Origin of the sequence: Fodinibius halophilus (assembly GCF_011059105.1) — a bacterium.
Taxonomy (GTDB): domain Bacteria; phylum Bacteroidota; class Rhodothermia; order Balneolales; family Balneolaceae; genus Fodinibius; species Fodinibius halophilus.
This window is the reverse complement of record NZ_JAALLS010000001.1, coordinates 147387-170373: the sequence shown is the minus strand read 5'-3', so window position 1 is coordinate 170373 and position 22987 is coordinate 147387. Positions and strand designations below refer to the sequence as shown.

14 protein-coding genes are annotated in these 22987 nt (G+C 42.7%); 6 read left to right on the top strand and 8 right to left on the bottom strand.

The genetic code is table 11. The annotated features are described in order from the left end of the window. Positions 1-7 precede the first annotated feature (7 nt). The 6 genes from G3569_RS00595 to G3569_RS00570 form a co-directional block, all read right to left on the bottom strand. Positions 8-3004, bottom strand: coding sequence for a lamin tail domain-containing protein (locus G3569_RS00595; RefSeq protein ID WP_165265016.1), 2997 nt, complete (start codon positions 3002-3004; stop codon positions 8-10). Positions 3005-3108: 104 nt separating this feature from the next. Next, positions 3109-4017 (bottom strand): tetratricopeptide repeat protein, encoded by a 909-nt coding sequence (locus tag G3569_RS00590; protein WP_165265014.1) that lies wholly within the window; start codon positions 4015-4017, stop codon positions 3109-3111. Between the two features lie 58 nt (positions 4018-4075). Continuing rightward, on the bottom strand, positions 4076-5386 hold the full coding sequence (locus tag G3569_RS00585) for a dicarboxylate/amino acid:cation symporter (RefSeq protein WP_165265012.1): 1311 nt from the start codon (positions 5384-5386) through the stop codon (positions 4076-4078). Next, positions 5383-6192 carry a DUF92 domain-containing protein gene (locus G3569_RS00580; RefSeq protein WP_205719964.1) on the bottom strand — a complete coding sequence of 270 codons (810 nt, stop codon included), beginning with the start codon at positions 6190-6192 and terminating at the stop codon, positions 5383-5385. The genes G3569_RS00585 and G3569_RS00580 overlap by 4 nt, the downstream gene beginning before the upstream one ends. A gap of 10 nt (positions 6193-6202) precedes the next feature. Beyond that, positions 6203-6442, bottom strand: a complete 240-nt coding sequence (locus tag G3569_RS00575) for a DUF3098 domain-containing protein (RefSeq protein WP_165265008.1) — start codon at positions 6440-6442, stop codon at positions 6203-6205. 156 nt (positions 6443-6598) lie between these two features. Then, positions 6599-10435, bottom strand: a complete 3837-nt coding sequence (locus G3569_RS00570) for a PAS domain S-box protein (protein WP_165265006.1) — start codon at positions 10433-10435, stop codon at positions 6599-6601. A gap of 309 nt (positions 10436-10744) precedes the next feature. Between G3569_RS00570 and G3569_RS00565 the strand changes: the two genes are divergently transcribed. The 6 genes from G3569_RS00565 to G3569_RS00540 all read left to right on the top strand — a co-directional run bounded on the left by G3569_RS00565 (position 10745) and on the right by G3569_RS00540 (position 18871). After that, entirely contained in the window at positions 10745-11350 is a 606-nt protein-coding gene (locus G3569_RS00565) for a Maf family protein (protein ID WP_165265004.1), read from the top strand. Positions 11351-11357: 7 nt separating this feature from the next. Next, positions 11358-13289 (top strand): tetratricopeptide repeat protein, encoded by a 1932-nt coding sequence (locus G3569_RS00560; protein ID WP_165265002.1) that lies wholly within the window; start codon positions 11358-11360, stop codon positions 13287-13289. 1 nt (position 13290) lies between these two features. Beyond that, complete coding sequence (locus G3569_RS00555; protein WP_165265000.1) at positions 13291-14559, top strand: asparagine synthetase B; 1269 nt, start codon at positions 13291-13293, stop codon at positions 14557-14559. 206 nt (positions 14560-14765) lie between these two features. Continuing rightward, positions 14766-15548, top strand: coding sequence for a nucleoside triphosphate pyrophosphohydrolase (mazG, locus tag G3569_RS00550; protein WP_165264998.1), 783 nt, complete (start codon positions 14766-14768; stop codon positions 15546-15548). A gap of 554 nt (positions 15549-16102) precedes the next feature. After that, positions 16103-17266 carry a citrate/2-methylcitrate synthase gene (locus G3569_RS00545; protein WP_165264996.1) on the top strand — a complete coding sequence of 388 codons (1164 nt, stop codon included), beginning with the start codon at positions 16103-16105 and terminating at the stop codon, positions 17264-17266. 177 nt (positions 17267-17443) lie between these two features. Beyond that, a complete protein-coding gene (locus tag G3569_RS00540; protein ID WP_165264994.1) occupies positions 17444-18871 on the top strand; it encodes a GH3 family acyl-acid amido synthetase in 1428 nt (475 codons plus the stop codon). A 113-nt stretch (positions 18872-18984) separates the two neighbouring features. Here G3569_RS00540 and G3569_RS00535 read toward each other — a convergent pair whose 3' ends face one another. Beyond that, a complete protein-coding gene (locus G3569_RS00535) occupies positions 18985-19923 on the bottom strand; it encodes a sodium:calcium antiporter (RefSeq protein ID WP_165264992.1) in 939 nt (312 codons plus the stop codon). A gap of 393 nt (positions 19924-20316) precedes the next feature. After that, the gene (gene leuS, locus G3569_RS00530) at positions 20317-22902 is read right to left on the bottom strand and encodes a leucine--tRNA ligase (protein WP_165264990.1); all 2586 of its coding nucleotides are present in this window, start codon (positions 22900-22902) and stop codon (positions 20317-20319) included. Between the last annotated feature and the right edge of the window lie 85 nt (positions 22903-22987).

Below are 22987 nucleotides of genomic sequence, written 5' to 3'. Positions count from 1 at the left end.
ATAAACTTTATTTGATTAGTGTCATTTTTCGGGTATAAACCGCTCCACCTACCTCAAAACGTGCGATATAAATACCACTTGGCATATTACTGGCATTCCAGGTGACTTCTTTTTCACCCGCTTCTACCGGCCCATCAACAAGTGTTGCTACTTTTTGACCAATCATATTCCAAACCGTCAACGTCACTTCCATATCTTTAGCAAGTTCATATGAAATAGTTGTAGTAGGATTAAATGGATTGGGATAATTGGGATTTAGTTTAGCAGAATTGGGTATTTCGTCAGAAGATAGTTCGTTTGGATTGGGTCGAACTGAGAGTACAAACCGAGTGTCAGAATCCGCTTCGCCCTTCCCTTTATTTAGTAACTGTCTGTTTCCATTCGTTTTTTGCGGCTGCCCTTCGGTATAATTTTTGAACTCATACTTATTTGAAGTTCGTAAATTTATTTCCCGATTGGTCGTTTTATCTACAAGTACAAACTCCCAATCTTTTGGAGCACCTTGGAGGTCTCCCCACTTAAATACCAGTTCATTGATACTGCCAACTTGAAACTGAAGTGGAATCTCCACCGTGACATCCAGATTAGCAGGCAACACATTTTTCTGCAGACGATTGTTATTCAACGTACTAAAAATATTTATAGAGCTCGGATCTAAAGAAAACAGGTGGTACCCATCAAAACGATCTAAATCGATGGCCCCGTTCTCATTAAACTCCAACTGATAGGCATCATGCTTTTGCCCGGCATGGAGCTTCAGGGCAAAACGGAAAGAAGGCTCAGCAGTTTCTTTATAAAAAGCGGTTCCGGTATTTGCTATCAAATCATCTCTATCAAAAGCAACATCCGTATCAATACCACTTTGAGTGTAGCGGACCCAAAAGGCCTGGTAAGGGGCCAGGAGTTCGCCATCCCCTTTTGACAATTCCACATAGTCTGCCCCTCCACTGTTGTCGTTATCCCAAACATAAATATTGGCATTAACAGTACCGGCAGTCTCCAAAGCCGTAAATAGCGCGTCTACCGAAATATCTGCATCAAAAGGATTCCCCAAAAGATTCCATCCCTCGTTTTCATCAATACCGTTTACACCATTAGCATCATTTGATGAAACAGGCACATTGACCGTTCCACTGTTTTCAGTATTTGTTGATTTAATAATTTTTGGGAATCCCCCTTGGATACCGGAAGTACTAAATTCATCATCTTCAAAAACGTAAATGATATATCCTTTACCGGCCTCCAAAGTAGAAGACATACCGGATGGCGCAGAAAATGCCCCACCACTCGACTCCGTCCACGAAAAGACCGTTTCACTCCCCGAGGGATCATCAGAGCCGGATAGCCCCTGCACCCAGAAGTCGCCAATCATAGTATCAAATGAAGCTCCCTGAACCGGAGATGATATCATGCGCCAGCCCTCACTGCCCCGGATTGCTATCGCATGGCCAGTGCCAAAAGAACTGCCATCTACTTCGGTACCGGGAGAAAAGGGGGCGCCACCACTACCGGACACCCCTGCATGCTTACTGCCAAGTGCACCCGACACATCAGGATCACGGGTTAAAGATTCATCTTCACCGGCCTCACTGCCATAAGAGAAATTATCAACAATAGTACCGGAGGCATCTAGCAATGTTACCTGTCCCGAACTGTTTGACAAACTCAAACTACTTGCAGCATGCACCAATGCGCTGCCGAACTGCCCCGATGGCGAACCTCCTCCAAAAACAACAATTGCTCTACCCGCCGACAACACCGTCCCCTCAGGAAAAGTATAAGTTTTACTGCTTCCCCCATCATCAGAAAGCTGCCAACCCGAAATGTCAATATCTTTAGTTTCGGAATTAACAATTTCAACAAATTCATCATCATAAGTATCCCTGGTACCATCTCCATTGGCATCTCCCGCACTTCCGGATGGCGGATCCGCTAAAAACTCATTGATTACAACTTTGGCAGCATCGTTATCCTCAATAGTCAAGGTCAATACGCCCGGCTTTATAATAGCACCGCCGGTATTATTACTTAATTCAAATACTGCCTTTTCGCTCCCTTCAAAATCGCTGTCATCCGAAAGGGTTATAGATACATCCTGAGTAGTTCCGTCCGCAGCACCGGCTCCAAAACTTACAGTAGTATTAGCATAATTATCAATATCTGAAACATCAGCAGTACTAGCGGTACTCAAAAATTTCACCTCTACATCAACTGCCAAGCCGTTTGATTCCAATAATTTAACGGTAATGGAAGCCGTGCCCCCCTCAGTTCCACTAGCTTTATCAGACGAGAATGCTATGGTGGGTGCCGAAACAATAGTGAAAGGCTCAGTATTAAATGGTAACACTTGAGACGCCTGGCTTCCAGAGCCATTTTCTTCTTGCCACTTGGCATTGTCATTTAACTGAGACAGATACCCTATTGGGGTATTCCCGCTTCGGTCTCCGATATATTCATGAACATCAACAGCATCGGAAAGCAAAATAGCCTCATCATTTTGTGATAGCCCGGTCCCGGTCAAGGTTCCTTCAGTTCCGTTGTATTCATCCACGGAATTTGCCGCCGCAGCCAATATGGTATCGGGTGTATCTTTATCCGATCCGGTATAGGCATAAATGACACTGCTGCTTCCTGATAAATTAATATTCGAATCATCAGTGATTGTACCCGTATTTACAGACGGAGTACTATTTACATCGCTAAAGGCAAGTACGGTACCCGCAGAGATTCCACCCGAAGGTGCCACCCATGTTAGGTCGCCGGCATTGCTGTCAAATGCACTGCCTTCCCAAGGTCCTTCACTAAAATGAATCTCTTCACCGGCTGCAATATTTTTAAACACGACCACTGCAAACCCGTCAGGCGAATCTGCATTAAATCCAGTAAATGCAACATCTCCGGCAGTCAACGATTGTCCGTACCCTACTTGCAATCCCCCCAATACAAGGAAAACTGAAAAAAGAATAGCTTTAAATTTTACCTCAAAAAGTAGCCTTGGGGCCATATAATTCTAGTCATTTCTAATTATCAGCGTCTGTAGTTATAATTAATACTTTTTTAAAGTCATTTTCAATTAAATGAATGTTAAATATTGATTAATAATGCCTGTCAAAAAGAGTTAAATTGTTGTAGGCGTCGGCGACTTTTCTCTTTCAATGATTCAAGATAAACGGTGTCCATTGTTAAGATTCTTTGATATATATTGCTTGCTTTTGCATGGTTTCCGCATTTCTGAAGAATGTTCGCAATGTTATACTGAAATATCATATTTGAGGGATATTCTGATACCAGATCTTGCAAGAATGGCAATGCCTTACGAGGTTGCTCTTCTCTCTCGTAAAGATAGGCCAAGATCATTTTAGCATCATTACTTACATAACTTTGAGAGACAGCTGCTTTCTCCAAAGCTGCAAATCCCGTTTGAATATCTCCCGAAAATCCAATCATATTTGTTACCCATTGCAAACCTTTTGGTACACTACCAACCATGTAATAAAACATCCCTTTGCCAATGAGAGCCCGGGGATCATCAGCATCAAGTGTGAGCAACTGCCGGGTATATTTAAAACCGGTCATGCCACTTTCTACGGCGGTACGGTACTCATTTTGGCTGGCTGCCACCAAACTGCGATATCCGTAGAGACCACTCAGCATGAGAACCATCGTGGTATCTTGAGGATTCTTTTGCAGCTGCTTGCGACTTACCTGAATAGCTTTTTGGGACCGTTCCAAGAACTGTTTTGCTGCTTGTTTGGACTGATCTCCAAAATAGTAAGTCCAAAAAGGGATCATTGATGAGAAGAAATAAGCTCGTGCATCATCATGTTGTACCCTTTTCAGCTTATCAAATATTGCCTCAGACCGTTCCCAGTTAGTTTTATAAAAAGACGCTATTCCCTCTTTCAGCTTACTTTCGTAGCTAGTTGTATCGTTTGCAATAGGTTGAAAAGAAGCATGGGCCCCAGAAATAGAGCCCATGAATATCAACAAAATAACTATGATCGTACCTTTCTTCATAGGACAAAATTATGAATTTTACATTATGGCCCGGTACGAATCTTATCTGTTCTTATCGCTATTCATCATCTTCGAGGTGCATTTCCCCAAGTAACCCTTCTGTGTGGGCCACTGCAACGGATACCGCAGCATCGCCGGTAATATTTACAGCGGTGCGACACATATCCAGAATTCGATCGACTCCAAGGATCAGAGCAATACCTTCGACCGGAACTTGAATAGCTTGAAGCACAATTACGAGCATAATAATTCCCGCGCCGGGTACACCCGCCGATCCTATAGAAGCAAGTGTAGCAGTTATCACAATGGTAAGCTGTTGACCGAGACCAAGGTCGAGGCCCAGTGCTTGTGCAATAAAGACTGCTGCAACGGCCTGGTACAGGCTGGTTCCATCCATGTTGATTGTTGCACCAATAGGCAGTACAAAACTGGCAACTTCTTCGTCAACACCTACGTTCTTTTCTACCCGTTCCATGGTAACCGGTAGAGTTGCAGAACTGGAACTGGTACTAAATCCTAATAACATAGCCGGGCGAATAGCTTTGAAAAAGTCTGTCAGCTTCATTTTGCTGAACATTTTGAACAAACTCGAATACACGATAAAGAGGTGCAATAACAGACCTACCAGAACAGCCACACAATACCAACCCAAGGCCCCCAAAAGGTTTAGGGCCTGTCCGATATCGTCACCGGCCAGATCTACAATCACCCCTGCCATCAAAGCAAATACCCCATAGGGTGCTATTTTCATCACCAGATCAACAATCTTGATAATTACCTCATTTAAGGAGTCAAAAAAGTTAACCAATGATTTACTTTTGTCTGAAGGAATTTGAATAAGCCCTATTCCCAACAAAATAGCAACAAACACTACCTGTAGCATATTGCCATTGTCGGAGGCTGCTTTAAAGAAATTTTGAGGAACAATATCTACAAAGAAGGTCATTGGGCTACGATCTATCACTTCCTGAGCTGATTCAGCTGACCCCTCTATATTTCCCTCATAACTCGACATTAACTGTTCTTGTGTTTCGGCCGGTAAAAAATCCCCCGGTTGAATAATGTTAACAACCGTTAAGCCGATTGTAATAGCACAAATTGTGGTTACCAGGTAAATTCCAATCGTTTTCCCTCCCATTCGAGAAAGTTGGGTAACGTCATTCAGATTTGTTACTCCAACTATCAAAGAGGCGAGAACCAGTGGAACAGCAATCAGTTTCAGCAAATTTATAAATATGGTTCCAACAGGCTGAATATAGTCTATCGTAAACTCCGTAAACCCAGAAACGCTGGCTATGAGCCCCCAGATCAACCCGAGTACCAAACCAATGATAATTTGCCAGTGTAATTGCTTGTACCACTTCTTCATATAATTATCAGTTTTAATATTGCTGCCAGTAACCCGCCAATTCCGGTAGAAATTCCATTAACAATATTATTACTAAAAGGAATTGTCTGATTTAAAACGGGAAGTGTTACTGAACTATTATTACGTTGAAAAATCGCCCCAAAATAAGAATCGGCGACAGATCCTAAAAATCCTGCTGCAAATATGCAGATAAATACAGCCAATTGTAATGAAAAAACGTAAATTGATATAGCAGCGATAAGTGTACTCCCCAGCACCGTAGCTATGGTTCCTTTGATACTTACACCTCCATTAGAACCGGTAGCTACTTTACTAAAATCGGTAACAAGATATGTTTTATTGCTTAGCCGGGTTCCCACTTCTGTGCCCCATGTATCTGCTGTTGCCGTTGCTATTGAACCCAATGCTGCTATAATAAACAGGGGCGAATTAAAAATACCATAGAGTATGAGCGATACAACAAGCCAGAAGCCATTGGCCCAAACTTGTTTACCGTCTCTACGAATATCTTTGGGCAGATCGGCCGGTAATTTACTTTTTGTATTAGAAAGAGCAACACTGCTGATAAAAAAGATCAGTAATACCCCAACCGTTGGCCACCCGCCAAAACCGAGCACAAAAATGCCTATTACAATGGCTGCAAACATTCCATCGAGGGTTAATCGTTGGATCAAAAAAGCCAGAAAAGAAAAAGCGGTAGCCAAGAGTAACCCTAATATGACATGCCATTGCTGTTGAACATTAGCTGCCGAGATAAACACCACCACCAATAAAAAGCAGAATAAAGCATTTAATTTACGATCCACAGGGGCGGCATTAAGAGTCTTCGGATGGGTTGGTTGCGTCGTCATCATGTTTCATAATAGAAACAATAACGGTTATATATCCGGCCATAATTACAATAGGCGAAATATACAGAGAAATAAATCCTTTCACTTCATTTTCGATGTACATTGCTGAAAATCCCGCAATAACCAACAGTATTCCCAGCGCCAACACTTTATAATTCCAGGAACTAAAAATCATTCTATTATTACTGCGCTGTTTTGTAGCCATTATGAAAGATCGTTATTTAGTAATTCAAAAAGTTGAAACGAGATCAGTATAATTTTCTTATACTTATACGTTATCTCTGGGGCTAAAGTAACTATTGATTTAGTGAGCTACAAAAATAAGGATTTTGGCGACTATTGTTGTAATAACAATAGAATTTTATGCCAGATGTGCACTCCCTATCCCTTTGATTTCTGTTCTCTTAAAAGCGATTGTGAAGAGTGTTCCATTCCCTGTTGATTTGTATGTATAATCTGCTTCAAGCTGATTTGATAGTGTCTCAATAAGTTGAACTCCCAGCGAGCTGCCGTTTGTATTTGTGTTAAAATCTTCGGGGAGGCCTTTTCCACTGTCTTCAACATTTAGATATATCCTGTCCTCTTCTTCATTAAGTTCCACTTTCAGCATCCCCTCTTCTTCATTCTTGTAAGCGTGTTTGAGTACATTTGTCACCACTTCGTTAACAATAAGTGAACATGGAATAGCCTGATTAATATTTAGGATCACCTCATCCATGTTAAACTGTAGATTAAGATCTGTATTCGTTTTAAAAGTTTCTGTTATATCAGAAATAAGTCTTTTTATGTTTTTATCAAGCTGGAGTTTCGAAAAACTCTCAGACTTATAAAGAAGCTCGTGGATGGAGCCCATAGTTTTTATGCGAACAACACTATCAAATAATTTTTGTTTGAGGTCCTCATCTTCCGCTTCATAAGCCTGTAGTTGCATCATTCCGGAGACTACCGCCAGATTATTTTTCACCCGGTGATGGATTTCCATCAATAAAATTTCCTTCTCGTTCAGTGATTCGCGAAGTTCATTTTCTCGTTCTCGACGATCGGTAATGTTACGACCTACACAGATCCAATGGCTGTACAAGCCTTCTTCATCTTGAACCGGGGCAAGAGATATTCGTACCCAAAAAGCTTCCCCATCTTTTTTATAATTCAAAAACTCCGCTTCTACCGGTTGCCAGTTTTCAACGGCATGCTTTACTTTTTCATGTTGTTTACCGTCGCTTTCGGGGCCTATGAGCATATCCAAGGTATTACCCAGAATTTCTTCCGAGCTATACCCTGTCATCTTTTTAAATGCTTCATTGACATATAATATTTTTCGGCCGATATCATCAGTTGGCTCTCCCTGTAAAATAGCAACCGACTCTGTGGTATTTGAAACTGCCGACTCAAAAAGTTTTAACCATTTCTTTTCGGCCTTTTGCCTGGTTACATCCTGCATAGCCCCGATCATCCGAATAGGCTTGCCCTGCTCATCTGAAACAATAAAAGCACGATCGTATATAAATTTATAGACTCCATCATACGATCGAAATCGATATTCCATCTGGAATCGATCTTTATTCGACGATAAGGCCTGTTCTATCTGTTCTATAACTCTCGAATAGTCTTCAGGATGAATTTTATCACGCCACCATTTTTTAGGGTTCTTGACCTCCGTATCTTTGTACCCGAATATTTTTTCCAGGTTACTGCTATAGCGGTTTACATCTTCTTCCAAATCATAATCCCAAATGGTATCACTTGTGGCCTTTGAGACGATCTCATAGCGCTCCACGCTTTCTTTCAGCTCTTTCTGCCGTTTAACTTGTTCCGTGACGTCTTTCTGGATGCCGATAAATCCGTCACAATCGCCATTGTTATCAAAAATGGGATCCAGCGTTAGATCGAACCAATACTTTTCGCCGGTTTTGGAATAATTGAGCACGACTTCTTGGAATGGTCTTCGTTTTTTAAAAGCCTTAGAAATACGATTCATCTTTTGTTGATTGTTATCAGGTCCCCTCAGAATATTTCCCGGCGCCTTACCCACAACTTCCTCAAACTGATATCCCAACACCTGCTCAAAAGCGTTATTCACCCAAGTGATTCGTTCATTGGGATCCGTCATAAAAATGCAATCGGTGGTTTTAGAAGCCACCAAAGCTAATTCCTCCAGCTTTTCCTCATATTCTTTTCGTTCGGTAATATCAGTAAGAGAGCCTACAATAGCTACTGTTTCACCATCTTCTACAATTGGTGCTTCATTAACCTGCACCCAAATTTTTTCACCGTCTCTTTTCTTTAGTTGTAATTCAAAAGGGGACTGAGATTCTCCGGTATCAATGGCCTTCTGAGTCTTTTCAAAGCCTTCTTCATTTATAGGATGATCAGTAGCAAACTCGGTCCATTTTCTCTTTGCCTCTTCCGGCTTGTATCCCAAAAATTCTTCAGACTGCGGACTAACATACGAAAGCACATGATTCTGATCATGCCGGTAAAACATATTTGTGCTATGCTCTACAATATCTGTAAGCTTTTGCCGGGTATTTCGCAGCTTCAGTTCAGCTTTTTTGCGTGTGGTAATTTCTTGGGCACTACCATAAATTTTATGACATTTACCATTCTTAAATTCTGCCTCCCCTACGGTCCTCACCCAACGGTTATTCCCTTTAGCAGTAACAATTTCTAACTCTACGTCAAAGCCCTCTCCGGTTTCGATGGCGTTATCAATAATCCTTTTAATAGTCTGGCGACTCATCCCCTTTTTATAGAAATGTATGGCACTTTCCAGATCAGGCGTATAATCGCTCGGCACTTCATGAATCTTCTTAACGCTCGCAGACCAAAACAGTTGATCTTCTTTCAGATTAAATTCCCAATGACCGATATCAGCTAGTTGATAAGCTTTATCAAGCAATTTTTGTTTCTGTTCCAAAGCCTTTTCTGATCTTTTATTCTCAATAAGAACCTGCAAAATATTTTTTGCTCTATTTATCACTTTCTCTTCAAACCGAACAGGTTCTTTAGGCTCTTCATAATAAATTGCGAATGTTCCAATTACCTTATCCGCACTATTCACCAAGGGTTGCGACCAACAAGCTTGCAAACCACTCTCTAGGGCTACATCTCTGGACTCTTGCCAGCGTACATCATTTGCAATATCTGATACAATAACTTTTTCTTTTAAAAAAGCCGCCGTACCGCATGCACCTACATCCGGACCGATAGCTACCCCATTTATCACATCCAAATATTGCTCAGACAAACGATCTGAAGCCGACCAATTATATATTTTGTCATCTTTGATTTTAACAATTGAGGGAATCATCTGCGGAAAAATTTCTTCCAAACGATCAATAAAGAAATCGAGAATTTCTTTCAGAGAAGTATCAGGGTCAATAATCATATTCGCCAAGTGATTTTCCAGATGGTCAATCTCGGACAAATACTTATGCTCCGTAATATCAACCATCAACCCACGCAAAATAGTAGGCTCCCCCTCTTCCCTTACTACCGTAACATAATCGCGCAGCCAGACTTCATTACCATCAGAGGTCATCATCCGATATTCAAAAGAATGGTTTTCTCCTTTCTTGGTTTTATGATGACAAAAGGTAACGGCTTTCTCTCTGTCATCCGGGTGGATGTGGTTTTTCCAAAAATTACTGTTTTCGCACCATTCAGAAGGAGAATAACCCAATATTTCCTCTGATTGCGGGCTAACATAATTAAATTCAAACGTTTTAGCATCTGCTTCCCAAACAATTCCATCGACCGATTGTACCAAATCTTGGTATCGCTTAAGGGATTCTGTTAACTGCTCTTCCTTTTTTTTCTGTTCCCTGTAATTCTGCACTTCTCGTTTTACAGCCGGTAATAACCGTTCTAAATTATCTTTTTTGACAAAGTCGGAAATCCCTTCTAGCATCAAGTCAACCACCTCATCCTCATCAAGAGAATCAGCTATTAAAATGAAAGGGATGTCAGAATGATCATTCTGAATTAATCGAAATGCATCCATGCCTGAATAGCCTGGAAAAGAATATTTACTAACGATTACATCCGGTCGGAAATGATCTATGTTATCAATAAGCTGATCCTTCTCAGAAATAACCTCAAAGGCAATCTGCAAATCCAAACTACTCAACAATGATTGTAATTGCTCGATTTCACTTTTAGCATTACTAATAAGCAATAGACGATATGAATTATACATTTCCTATGCCTTTGATGTTTAATGTAGCCCTTCTACTGTACCTTTTTTTATTTATAAACCAATAACCTACTTAAGACTTATCGGAGAAGATAGAAATATGTTTAGCGTTTAATTACTACTGCCATCCATATTACAACCTATTTACAAGAAATAGTCAGCTAAACCAAGATTTATACCCTTACCGTTAGAAAAATTATTTGTTATTTTTTCTACCCGCTTCGCTGATGCCTTTTTGTTATTTTAACTATCACCTACTTAAATTGTACAATATCTTTTCCAGAAAATCATCTTTAACCCATATTTAATCAGTTGAAACAAATAGTCCTTGCTTCTGCCAGTCCTCGTCGAAAAAAATTACTCCAGCAAATTAATTTACCTTTCGAGGTTCATCCCAGTTCTGTTGAAGAAAACTACAACCCAGAATGGTCACCGGGAAAAATCGTTAAAGAACTATCGTTAAAAAAAGGAAAAAATGTGGCGACCGATTTTAGCAGTGCATTGGTTATTAGTGCAGATACCATTGTTACCTTCGAGGATACCATTCTTGAAAAACCGGAAGATGCAAATGAAGCCTACGATATGCTAACCCAACTGAGTAATAATACCCACCAAGTATATACCGGAGTTGCCCTTTGTAAAACAGATCAAATAAATAACATTGCAGGTACTAAAACGTTTTTTGAAGTTACCGATGTAACATTTGGAAAACTAAACCCGCAAGATATTAAAAATTATGTAGAGGGAGGCAGTCCAATGGATAAAGCTGGCAGTTATGGTATTCAGGATGATTTTGGTGCCATTTTTGTTAAACGCATAGAAGGTGATTATAACAATGTGGTAGGATTTCCGCTTCACAGCTTTTATAATACTGTAAGAAATTTTGCAGGCGAATTCCTACCTAACCCCGGGAACTAAAAATAAGATGAAGAAACACTCAATCTCAATATATCTACTGCTGGTATTGTGTCTTGCCTTTATTCCCCAAACAGGTTGGGCACAGCTCGATAATGAATATTTTGCAGCCGAGCAGCTTTTTCGTCAACAAGAGTATCAGCAAGCTTTTCAAAAATTCAATCATCTGCACAAAGAACGACCCAATAATTTCACCTATTTCAATAAGGCCGTTGAGTGTCTCATAAATCTTAAAAAGTATGACCGGGCAATATCACTGGCTCAACAAGCTGTTGAAGAGAACCACTACAAAGCTCGGGCACAAATACAACTCGGAAAAATCTATCATGTTAAAGGGAGTACCGATAAAGCCTTTTCCATCTGGGATAAACTTGCGAATGAATATACTAAAGACCGGCAAATAAGCCTGCAACTGGCTCGTACGCTGACCCGCCGCCAAGCTTTCGACCGAGCTATTGATATTTATCAACAACTTCAAAGCTATGTTACCAGCTCAAACATGATTAGCTCCGAGCTGGCTGATACCTACTTACAAGCCGGAAAATACGAACAAGCTATTAGAGAATACCTGCAATTAGTCAAGAAAAGCCCGGCACGGATGAGTTTTATGCAACAACGCCTAATCCGGTTTCAGGATGATTATATCTATGACGTAGCAATATTAGAGATATCAGACTTTTTAGAACAGCTTTCTCCCCGCCATCCCAGCTATAGAAATTTACAACAACTAGAGGTTTGGCTGTTGATGGAGCGTGAACTATACAAACGAGCACTCGTTACGGCCAAAGAATATGAGGCCAAATCCTCGAATCTTACCTATCTGCCTTTTAATATTGGGCGCAAATTACTCGCTGCCCAAAAGTTTGAATTAGCAAAAGAAGCCTACTCCTATTACATCAAAAATGATGTGCATTCGCTAAAATATCGATCGATGGAAAAACTGGCTACTGCCTATCGTCGTTGGGCTGCATATTTGGAAAATTATAACCTTGATCTTTCCACAAAGCGCAACAGCCTCTACGATAAAGCTTTTAAAACGCTACAATCGATCAAACAACAAAACCCGAGCTACCGGCGCCTGGATAAGGTACTCGTTGCTATGGCTGAGCTTTCCCTCGATATTACGCATCAACCAGATACCGCAGCTAAATACCTGGAAGAGCTACAAGCACTATCGGGACAATCTTTGCAATCAAAAATACATTATATCCAGGGACGATTACATCTCTATAATCAAGAATACAGCCGAGCCCGTATTGCTTTCACTAAAAGTAATAAGCAGAGCAAAACAGGATCACTAGCCGAAGAAAGCCGCTATTATCTTGCCCTCACCGATTTTTATGCCGGCGATTACGAATTTGCCAAAATACAGCTCAATGCCTTAGAGCGACAAAATACCTCCTATTTTGCCAATGATGCCGTACAACTTCGGCTATGGATCCAAAACGGGCTCCATGCTGATAGTACCGGTAAACAGCTCCAGCCCTTTGCAGATGCCATTGAATACTTCTCTCAAGGTAAAGATCAGCTTGCCCAAAATAGTCTGCACGAACTTTTTGAGGAAAAGGCCTACCACCCTCTCATTGATGATGCAATACTAGAACTGAGTACCCATAAAACAGAAGGAAATATCGGCTACATATATAAAACACTCAGTCATTACCTTGCACAATACGGTTCCGTCTCCCCCCTATATGAACGTCTCTTATGGGAACGCGCCCGGTTAGCTGACCAACTGGTCACCAATAACAATCTTTCTCCCACTTTAAGTGAAGCAGCTGATAACACTAATGCCTTTTCAGCTGATACCGAGGTAGAACTTCCTGAAACGGTAAAACAGCTTATACCGATTTATGAAGAAGTGCTGATTCACTTCCCAAATGGCTTTTATGCCACCTATGTTCGCAATCGAATAAACGAATTGCAAAATATCCAAACCTGATATGCTTCTACGCACTCTCACTGTATTTCTTATTTCTCTTTTTCTGAGCTCGGCAAGCCTTGCTCAACAACGGCTTTTTATCCCCATGGATGCCTCACAAACCAACCATCTGAAAGCCTATGGCATAATTTTTAATAACCTACAGGATGGCAACTCCTCGCAATGGCTGCTAAATTATAAAGGCGGCAGTTTTATGACCGGCTATTCGGATGAACTGTTGCGCACCTGCCGGCTCAAAAATGTAAAAGTAAAAGTCATTTCAAATAAACAAGCTGCCAATATTATAACGGAAGTAGAACAACCGAATTCCAATACCTCAGTTATAAAACTCGACAAGGCTCCCAAAATTGCAGTTTATACGCCTAAGCAAGCCCTGCCCTGGGATGATGCCGTAACCCTGGCCCTAACCTATGCCGATGTTGAATTTGATAAGGTTTGGGATCCCGAGGTACTTAACGGTAAATTATCAGAATATGACTGGCTGCATCTCCATCACGAAGACTTTACCGGACAGTACGGTAAATTCTGGGGCTCCTCCCGAAATCAGCCGTGGTACATACAGCAAGTTCGACAAATGGAGGCCATGGCCAAAGAGCTAGGGTACAAAACAGTTAGTAAAGAGAAGAAAGCCGTAGCAGCCCGAATCAAAGAATATGTAGGCAACGGTGGCTTTATGTTCTCCATGTGCTCCGGAACCGACACCTTTGATATTGCCCTTGCTGCCCAGGGAGTCGATATTGCCCCCACTCCTTTTGACGGTGACCCTATGGATCCCAACGCCCAGCAGAAACTTAATTTCAACAACACCCTAGCATTTACCGATTTCAAAGTCAGTACCAACCCTTCGGAATATGAACATGCCAACATTGATGTGCCCGTACAAATAAACGAAGTAGATAAATCGTTAGACTTTTTTACCCTTTTCGAATTCTCGGCCAAATGGGATCCGGTACCCACGATGTTAACCCAAAATCATGTGAGTAGTATCCGCGGATTCTATGGACAAACTACTGCCTTCCAGAAAGATAAAGTCAAAGAGTCGGTCGTAGTACTGGGAGAAAGTCCCGGACGCAACATGGTAAAATATGTCCACGGTAACTATGGACGCGGAACCTTTACCTTTTATGCCGGCCACGATCCCGAAGATTATACGCACCGCGTTAACGATCCCCCAACCGACCTGAGCCTGCATACCAGCAGCCCGGGCTACCGATTGATCCTCAATAACATCCTGTTCCCCGCTGCTAAAAAGAAAAAACGAAAAACATAAGGCAGTAAACAGTGATCAGTTTACAGTGAACAGTTAATAGGTAAGCAAAGCTAAAAGAAATAGCAGCCAAGAATTAATGTTACTTCCATCGGTACCCAAGTAAACTACCTTATACACCTTATTTCTTGTTTTGAATTCAGTATCTTCTCCATTATCGTAAACTGGACACTGATAACTGCAAACTGATCACTGATCACTGTAAAAACATGGCTGAAGATCGTAACCCCACCTCAAACTTCGATGACCTTGTAGAAATTGTAGGTATCCTGCGCAAAGAGTGTCCCTGGGATCGCAAACAAACTCACGAAAGTATTAAAGACAACTTAATTGAAGAAGCCTACGAAGCCGTAGAAGCGATCGATACCAAAGACTTTGGTGAACTCCAGAAAGAGCTGGGAGATGTTCTTCTTCATGTGGTATTTCACAGCCGAATGGCAGACGAAAAAAAGAACTTCACTATCGATGATGTGATCTATTCCATCCAACAAAAGCTCATCCGGCGCCATCCTCATGTTTTTGGTGATGAAAATGCCGAAGACGAAGAGCAAGTAGCCAAAAATTGGGAAAGTATTAAGATGGATGAAGGGAAGGAATCAGTACTCGAAGGTATCCCCAAGCAGCTACCTGCCCTTATTCGCGCCCAGCGGATGCAAGAAAAAGCGGCAAATGTTGGCTTCGACTGGCCCGAGTTTTCACAGGTTTGGGAAAAGCTCGAAGAAGAACTCGATGAGTTTAAAGAGGTACTTGAAACCGGAACCGAAAAAGAAAAACAAGACGAATTCGGTGACCTCCTCTTTTCGCTGGTCAATGCCGGGCGATTTTTTAACCTCAACGCCGAAGACAGCCTGCGTGCTACAAACAGAAAGTTCATTCATCGATTTCAATACATTGAAGAACAACTAAAAGAAGAAGACAAAGAGATCACAGAAGTTACCCTCGAAGAGATGGATAAGCATTGGGATAACGCCAAAACCAGCACTGACAGCTGATCACTGGTTTTGCTGTACTATTTCCATCAGAACATCCCCAATCATATACTAAGCCTGGTGAGATTTGCGTAGAGTCAGGATAACCCTCTACTATGCTTGTTGCGCCTCGATCTCCCGGTTAAAGCCACCATTACCCAAAATGCTCATTATAACCGACATTAGAATTGTGAGCGATGTCCCCCCTTCGTCGGACGACTGGGATTGTCGTCCGGCGAATGATATAAAGCAGCTAATTACTACTGCTGTAAATTAATCATACCCCACCTTACAATCGCAGCCCTTGATAGCATTAATAATGGAAGCGCTACCAAATGTTTGATCACAATAACGATTACTATTTTGTCAATACTTCTGGCCTTCGCCCCAAAAAAAGAGTAAAAAGTATTAAATTATGTGACCAACTAAACGCTGTTAACTAGTTTAACGTTATAAACCACTCAAACAAACGTTAAACAGCGAAAAACAAGAAACTAAAACCTGATTTTTTGATCACTTTATATTATATTTGACCCGCAACAAAAAGTTTATATCCAATCTAAAATTCGGAGTACAGAATGGCTGAGAGCTTAAAGACAGAAATTGACCTAAGTCAATATCCGCACATTAACAAAGGTTTGGCAGGTATTGTCGCTTTTTCTTCCAATAAAAGTTTTATAGACGGAGAAAAAGGCGAACTTATCTATGCCGGATATGACATCGACACCTTAGCAGAAAACGCTAGTTTCGAAGAGGTATGCTTCCTGCTTTGGAACAATCGTTTGCCCAACCAAACAGAATTAGATGACCTCAATACCAAGCTGCAAAACAGTCGCGAACTGCCCCAGCCGGTATTGAATTATATTCAAAACACCTCAAAAAATGCCGAGCCGATGGCGGTACTCCGAACGGCCGTTTCCATGCTCGGCGATTTCCATAAAGTAGAAGCCGATGATACCGAAGAATTCCGTATCAACAAAGCTATAACTATTACTGCCAAAATTCCTACGATCATCGCTGCTTTTGACCGCAGCCGTAGCGGAAAAGATATTATTGAACCCCTCAACGAAAAAAGTACGGCGTTCAACTTCCTCTACATGTTAAACGGTGAAGAGCCGGGCGAAGAAGCCGAAAAGACGATGGACCTTTGCCTCATCCTACATGCTGAACACGGTATGAATGCCTCCACCTTTACCAACCGTGCCATCTGCTCAACAGAATCTGATATGTATTCCTCTGTCACCGGTGCTATTGGTGCACTCAAAGGGCCACTTCACGGCGGTGCCAACCAGCAAGTAATGAACATGCTGCTCGATATTGATGAAAAAGATGCCGATCCCGTTGAGTATATCCACCAGCGGCTGGATGCAAAAGAGAAAGTAATGGGCTTTGGCCACCGCGTTTATAAAACGATGGACCCTCGTGCCCGTATTCTCCGTGGCATGTCAAAGCAGCTTTCCGAAGAAACAGGGCATACCGATCTCTACGAATGGTCCGAGGCTATCCTCGAAACCATGAAGAGCGAAAAAGATATCGACCCCAATGTCGATTTCTTCTCAGCTACGGTATACTACTCCATGGGAATCAAGCCTGATCTTTACACATGCATTTTTACCATGAGTCGCGTTTCCGGCTGGACCGGTCACTACATCGAACAGGCAGAAAACAACCGCCTCGTTCGTCCCCGTGCCCTGTACATCGGCGAAAAGAATAAAGAATGGGTTCCCGCAGAACAGCGCTAAAGCATATCCATTTTACTGATTATCAAAGCCCCGAAATTTCGGGGCTTTTTTATTTTTATTATTATACGCCGAATTTGTATCTACCGACGAGCCAGACACCACAATCATGCCCTATGGTCGGGCATCCTCATCCTACATCACATTGGCAATCAATAAAACAGCAGAACACCTACAACCTTGACACTCAGAGATTACCAAGAAGAACAGCTTTTTATACTCATCCGGGCGGCACGGGAAACAAAGTTTGGCCGACAACATCGGTTTAGCGAGCTGCAGCGCTACGAAGATTTCTGCCAAGAAGTGCCTCTCTCTTTCTTCAAAAACATTGCAGAAGAAATAGAGCAGCTCAAAGAAGGGGCAGAAAATATCCTGTGGCCCGGCTCCATCAGCCAATTTGCGATCTCTGCGGGCACGTCGGGCGACGGCAAGCACCTACCCCTGCCGGATAGCCGCCTGGCGTCAGACCAGCGATTTATGCGGAAGGTAGTATGGAGCTATCTCAAACAGCGCCCAAATATATTCAGGCTCTGGGGCAAACATGTGAGCCTGCCCGGGACACTGGAACAGCATGATGGATACGATACGGGTGAGATCAGTGCTTTTACAGCCTGCAACGTCCCTTGGTGGCTCTCCCCTTTTCAACTCATAGATACGCAACAGCTCGTAACACTACCATTTCAGGAAAAGATAGATCGTATTGTAGAAGAAGCCATAACCAACGATGTACGCGTTATTACTGCCGTGCCCAGCTGGATGCTTACCATTTTTCAGCGGGTACTTAACAAAACGGGTACAAACTGTATTAAAGAGATATGGCCCAACCTCTCCCTGCTCGTCTGCGGAGGAGTTAAACTGGAGCATTACTGTTCTCACCTTCAGAATCTTATCCAAAATTCCGATGTAGATTTTATCGAAACCTATGGCGCCTCCGAAGGGTACTTTGCCTACCGCGATGATCTCCAAAAAAATGATATGAAGCTGGTCATCGATAATGGGGTCTTTTACGAATTCATCCCCAATCCTCTGCCCGATAAAAACTCCATAGCCATACAGCAAGCCGTGCCCATCTGGGAAGTCCAGCCCGGTATCCCCTATGCAATGGTAGTAACAACCAATGCCGGGCTATGGCGCTATGCCCTCAACGATATTGTAGAATTTACCCAAACTGATCCACCCCGTATCAACGTAATGGGACGCGTCAGCGAAATGTTGGATGATTACGGAGAAGCCCTATACAGCTATGAGGCCCGTGAAGCACTGACTAAGGCCGCTGAAAACCTGGATATTGAAACATGCTCCTTTACTATTGGAGCAACCCTGCAAGATAAGCACTCCATCCCTCGGCACTTTTGGTTTATTCAGAGCCCAGCACCGCTTCACCCTGATACTCTTGATCGCCTGGCCGAAAAAGTTGATTCTATTCTACAAGAATCCAATCGACACTATGCTATACGCCGAGAAAGTGATGCCCTCGCTCTGCCGAAGTTTCATACAATATCCCAACAACAGATAAACAATTGGCTTAACCAGCAGGGAAAACAAAAAGCCCAGGGAAAGCTCCCCGCTATACTGCAGGATGAAGAGGATATCAAATTCTTCAGCTAATATGATCGGCTACTCAATGTTTCAAGCCCTTCGTAACTTATGTTGAAACACTCCATCTTGCTCCAATAACCTCACGTACAATTCTATTCAACCTCCTTTTAAAGGTGCTGAATCTAAAAATATCCCCACAGAAAAAAGCCCACATAGGCGACCACCAGTATCGCCCCCGCCCAGCGCCCGATTGATTTTTGAATCATAAGAGAGGTAACAAATAAAACGATGGCAAGACTTACCGGCAGGTAAAAATTTATTAGTTCGGATCCAATAGGTATGGGGTTAACAAGCGCTATTATCCCTGCGTTAAAAAGGAAAAAAGCTAAGACTGATCCTATTACATTTCCCATAGTAATTTCGGGATGACCTTTCAATGCCGCGGGAATCTCACGAGCCAGCTCTTCAATACTTACCACCAGTGCCAAGGCAGACATCCCAAAAACAGTATCTGAAAGTTCCAAGCCTGCTAATATATCAGAAGAGGCATCTACCACGATTTCACTGCCCGCGATTATTGCTAGTAATGAAATAACCAGCAGACCTATCGCTTGCCATTTACCAAACTCTTTGCCCTCTTCCAGTGCTTCTGCAGCTTCGCCAGTGGGACGAATATCGAGTCCCCTATTACCCAAATAAATCAGATACCATAGAGCTAACCCATAACCCAGAAGCAATAACATACCATCAACCCGCGAAAGCATTCCGTCTAAACAAAGGCCGCCAAAAAGTAATACTGCCCCCACCTGTATCAGGGGAATTTGCATGGGCACTTTTTTAAATTTCATTGGAGCAATCAGGGCTGTAATCCCCAAAGCCAAGGCCAAAGCCACCATTGCCGATCCCATAACGGTTCCCATTGCAATGCCGGAAACGCCCTCATATGACGCAACCGAACCAAGGGCTAAGTTTTCGGGGTCAAAGCCGATAAAAATAACGCTGATTAAAAAGGTTGATAATCCAACATGCAGAGAGGTACCTACCGTCGACTCTACCAGTTTTTCAGAAAAGTATACAATAAGCATGATACCAACTACACAGGTCAAAACTGAATAGATCATATAGCCTCAATACCGTATAATTCATCTTTGGTGCTCAATGGAAGAACGGGTTTATAATTAAAAAAGAAAAGAAGTATTCTTTCTGATACGACAGAATACTGGATGCCAGTTTCTAAATGATGTGCTCAAAATTTAGAAGTCAGGAACCAGAATTCAGAAAGGAGTTTGGTTGATACCTGATGACCCCCGGATACTCATTCCTCTTTTTCTAAAACGATGCACTGCAAACTTCATATTTCTGCACTTCAACGATATAGCTTACCCCTCCCAAAAAGAAAAACACCGCAGCAAGACTGCGGTGCCATTTTTAAAAATGCTCAGTGCTAAACAGAATACACGGATTGATATAATTTGCGCAGAAAATTCTCAATCTGCGTCTAACCGTGTTCTATTTTACTTCACTACAAGATTCACAATCCGCTCTGGGACAAAGATCTCTTTTACAAGATTCCCGTCCTCTAAATACCGCTGAACGTTATCTTCGGCTTTAGCCTCTGAAAGGACATACTCTTTGTCTTTCGCTTTTTCTCGCGGCACATGAATCTCTCCGCGAACTTTCCCATTAACCTGTATGGGATACAGTTGCGTATCAGAAACAAGATACTCTTCATTGAACTCCGGCCAATCGGTATAAGCGATGGTTTCATCATGGCCCAATCGGTACCATATCTCCTCTGCGATATGCGGTGCAAAAGGTGATAACAGCTTGATAAAACTATTTAACACCGACTTCGGATGATTATCCCACTTATTTGCCTCATTGACGAAGATCATCATGGCAGAAATAGCCGTATTAAACGATAAATCTGTGATGTCTCCCGTTACCTTTTGAATGCATTCGTGGAGCACCTTCAGCTGCTCTTTGGGAGGCTCCTCATCAGTAACAGAGTCATTTAACTCTCCACTGTCTTCATCGATGATCATCCGCCAAACACGCCCCAGGAATCGGTACACTCCGTCTACATCCTGTGTACTCCATGGCTTCACTTGCTCCAGTGGCCCCATAAACATCTCATAAAGGCGCATTGAGTCGGCTCCATACTGATCTACAATATCATCAGGATTTACGACATTCCCGCGTGACTTCGACATCTTATGGGCCTTCGCATCCACTCGGATTTCAGTGCCTTCAATAACAAAGTCATCGCCTTTCTTTTCTACCTGCTCTTCGTCGAGCTTTATCCGCTCAACCTCTTCAAAATCGTCCTTGGTGTTGGCAGAAATCCAGTTCCCTTCGTGTTTATAACCGGTAAATTCGACTTCTCCCAAAATCATACCTTGATGGACCAATCGCTGGAACGGTTCTTTTGTGGATACTACTCCACAGTCGTAAAGCACTTTGTGCCAGAACCGCGCATACAGCAAGTGGAGCACGCTGTGTTCCGCACCGCCAACATACATATCCACCGGCATCCAGTACTTTTCCTCATCCGAATCAACAGGTCCGCCTTCAAACTCAGGACTACAATAACGCAAGTAATACCAGCAAGAACCGGCCCACTGTGGCATTGTGTTGGTCTCACGCTTTGCAGGCTCACCGGTCTCAGGATCTTCCGTATTGACCCAATCAGTAGCTTTTGCCAATGGCGGGTTACCGTCATCAGTAGGCTCAAAGTCGTCCATCTCCGGCAACGTTACCGGCAGGTTATCCTCTCCTACCGGTTTGGGTTCTCCGTCAACATGAATAATAGGAAATGGTTCGCCCCAATAGCGTTGGCGTGAGAATAACCAATCGCGCAGCTTGTAATTCACCGCTTTCTTACCGGCATCATGTTCTTCAAGCCAGTCAATAATTTTCTCTTTGGCCTCGTCAACTTCTAATCCATTCAAAAACTCACTGTTGATCGCTTTGCCCTCGCCGGTATAGGCATCACCCTCAAAATCTTCTGGCGGCTGCACCGTTCGAACAATTGGCAGATCAAATTTTTCGGCAAACTCCCAGTCTCGCTCATCCTGTCCCGGTACGGCCATAATAGCTCCGGTACCGTAGCTTACCAACACATAGTCGGCTACCCAGATCGGAATTTCTTCTCCCGTGGCCGGATTGATAGCATAAGCCCCCGTAAAGACGCCGGTCTTTTCGTCGCTAAGCTCGGTACGCTCTAAATCGGACTTGCGTGCGGCCTCTTCCCGGTAATTGGCTACCGCTTCTTTTTGATCTTCAATTGTAATCTCATCTACCAAATCATGCTCGGGCGCTAATACCATATAGGTAGCACCAAAGATCGTATCGGGGCGAGTGGTAAACACACGAATTTCCTCGTCATGATCTGCCACTTTAAAATCGATATCTGCCCCTATGGACTTGCCGATCCAGTCGCGCTGCATTTTCTTTGTGGAATCCGGCCAGTCTAAGTCATCAAGCCCTTCGAGCAGACGCTCGGCATATTCGGTAATCTTCAACACCCATTGGCGCATCGGCTTTTTAATTACCGGGTATCCTCCGACCTCACTCTTGCCATCAATAACTTCTTCATTGGCCAGCACCGTACCCAATTCAGGACACCAGTTGACCGGCACATCGTCTTCATAGGCCAATCCTTTTTCATAGAGCTTCAAAAAGATCCACTGGGTCCATTTATAATAATCAGGATCAGTAGTATTTACCTCACGGTCCCAATCGTAGCTAAAGCCCAGATCTTGCAGCTGCTCACGAAAACGATTAACGTTTTTCTCAGTGGTCTCGCGAGGATGCGTACCCGTTTTTACGGCATACTGTTCAGCCGGCAGTCCAAAGGCATCCCAACCAATAGGATGAAGTACGTTAAATCCATTCATGCGTTTGTAACGAGCCAGGATATCCGTTGCAGTATAGCCTTCCGGGTGCCCAACATGCAGTCCCGATCCGCTGGGATACGGAAACATATCCAGCACATAATATTTGGGCTTATCGTGATCTTCCGGCGTTTTAAACGTTTTGTTCTCCTGCCAATATTCTTGCCACTTCGATTCAATATCTTCCGGCTTATACGAGCTCATTCAGTAACTGCTAAATCTTTATTCATTGTTTTTGTGAAGGAACACGGATGTTACAGTAAACATGGATACTTGCTGATCATAAAAC

Coding starts and splice junctions, on each gene's coding strand:
- leuS (WP_165264990.1), bottom strand. CDS start 22,902: ATGAGCTCGTATAAGCCGGAAGATATTGAATCGAAGTGGCAAGAATAT.
- G3569_RS00555 (WP_165265000.1), top strand. CDS start 13,291: ATGCTTCTACGCACTCTCACTGTATTTCTTATTTCTCTTTTTCTGAGC.
- G3569_RS00575 (WP_165265008.1), bottom strand. CDS start 6,442: ATGGCTACAAAACAGCGCAGTAATAATAGAATGATTTTTAGTTCCTGG.
- mazG (WP_165264998.1), top strand. CDS start 14,766: ATGGCTGAAGATCGTAACCCCACCTCAAACTTCGATGACCTTGTAGAA.
- G3569_RS00590 (WP_165265014.1), bottom strand. CDS start 4,017: ATGAAGAAAGGTACGATCATAGTTATTTTGTTGATATTCATGGGCTCT.
- G3569_RS00545 (WP_165264996.1), top strand. CDS start 16,103: ATGGCTGAGAGCTTAAAGACAGAAATTGACCTAAGTCAATATCCGCAC.
- G3569_RS00535 (WP_165264992.1), bottom strand. CDS start 19,923: ATGATCTATTCAGTTTTGACCTGTGTAGTTGGTATCATGCTTATTGTA.
- G3569_RS00570 (WP_165265006.1), bottom strand. CDS start 10,435: ATGTATAATTCATATCGTCTATTGCTTATTAGTAATGCTAAAAGTGAA.
- G3569_RS00560 (WP_165265002.1), top strand. CDS start 11,358: ATGAAGAAACACTCAATCTCAATATATCTACTGCTGGTATTGTGTCTT.
- G3569_RS00585 (WP_165265012.1), bottom strand. CDS start 5,386: ATGAAGAAGTGGTACAAGCAATTACACTGGCAAATTATCATTGGTTTG.
- G3569_RS00595 (WP_165265016.1), bottom strand. CDS start 3,004: ATGGCCCCAAGGCTACTTTTTGAGGTAAAATTTAAAGCTATTCTTTTT.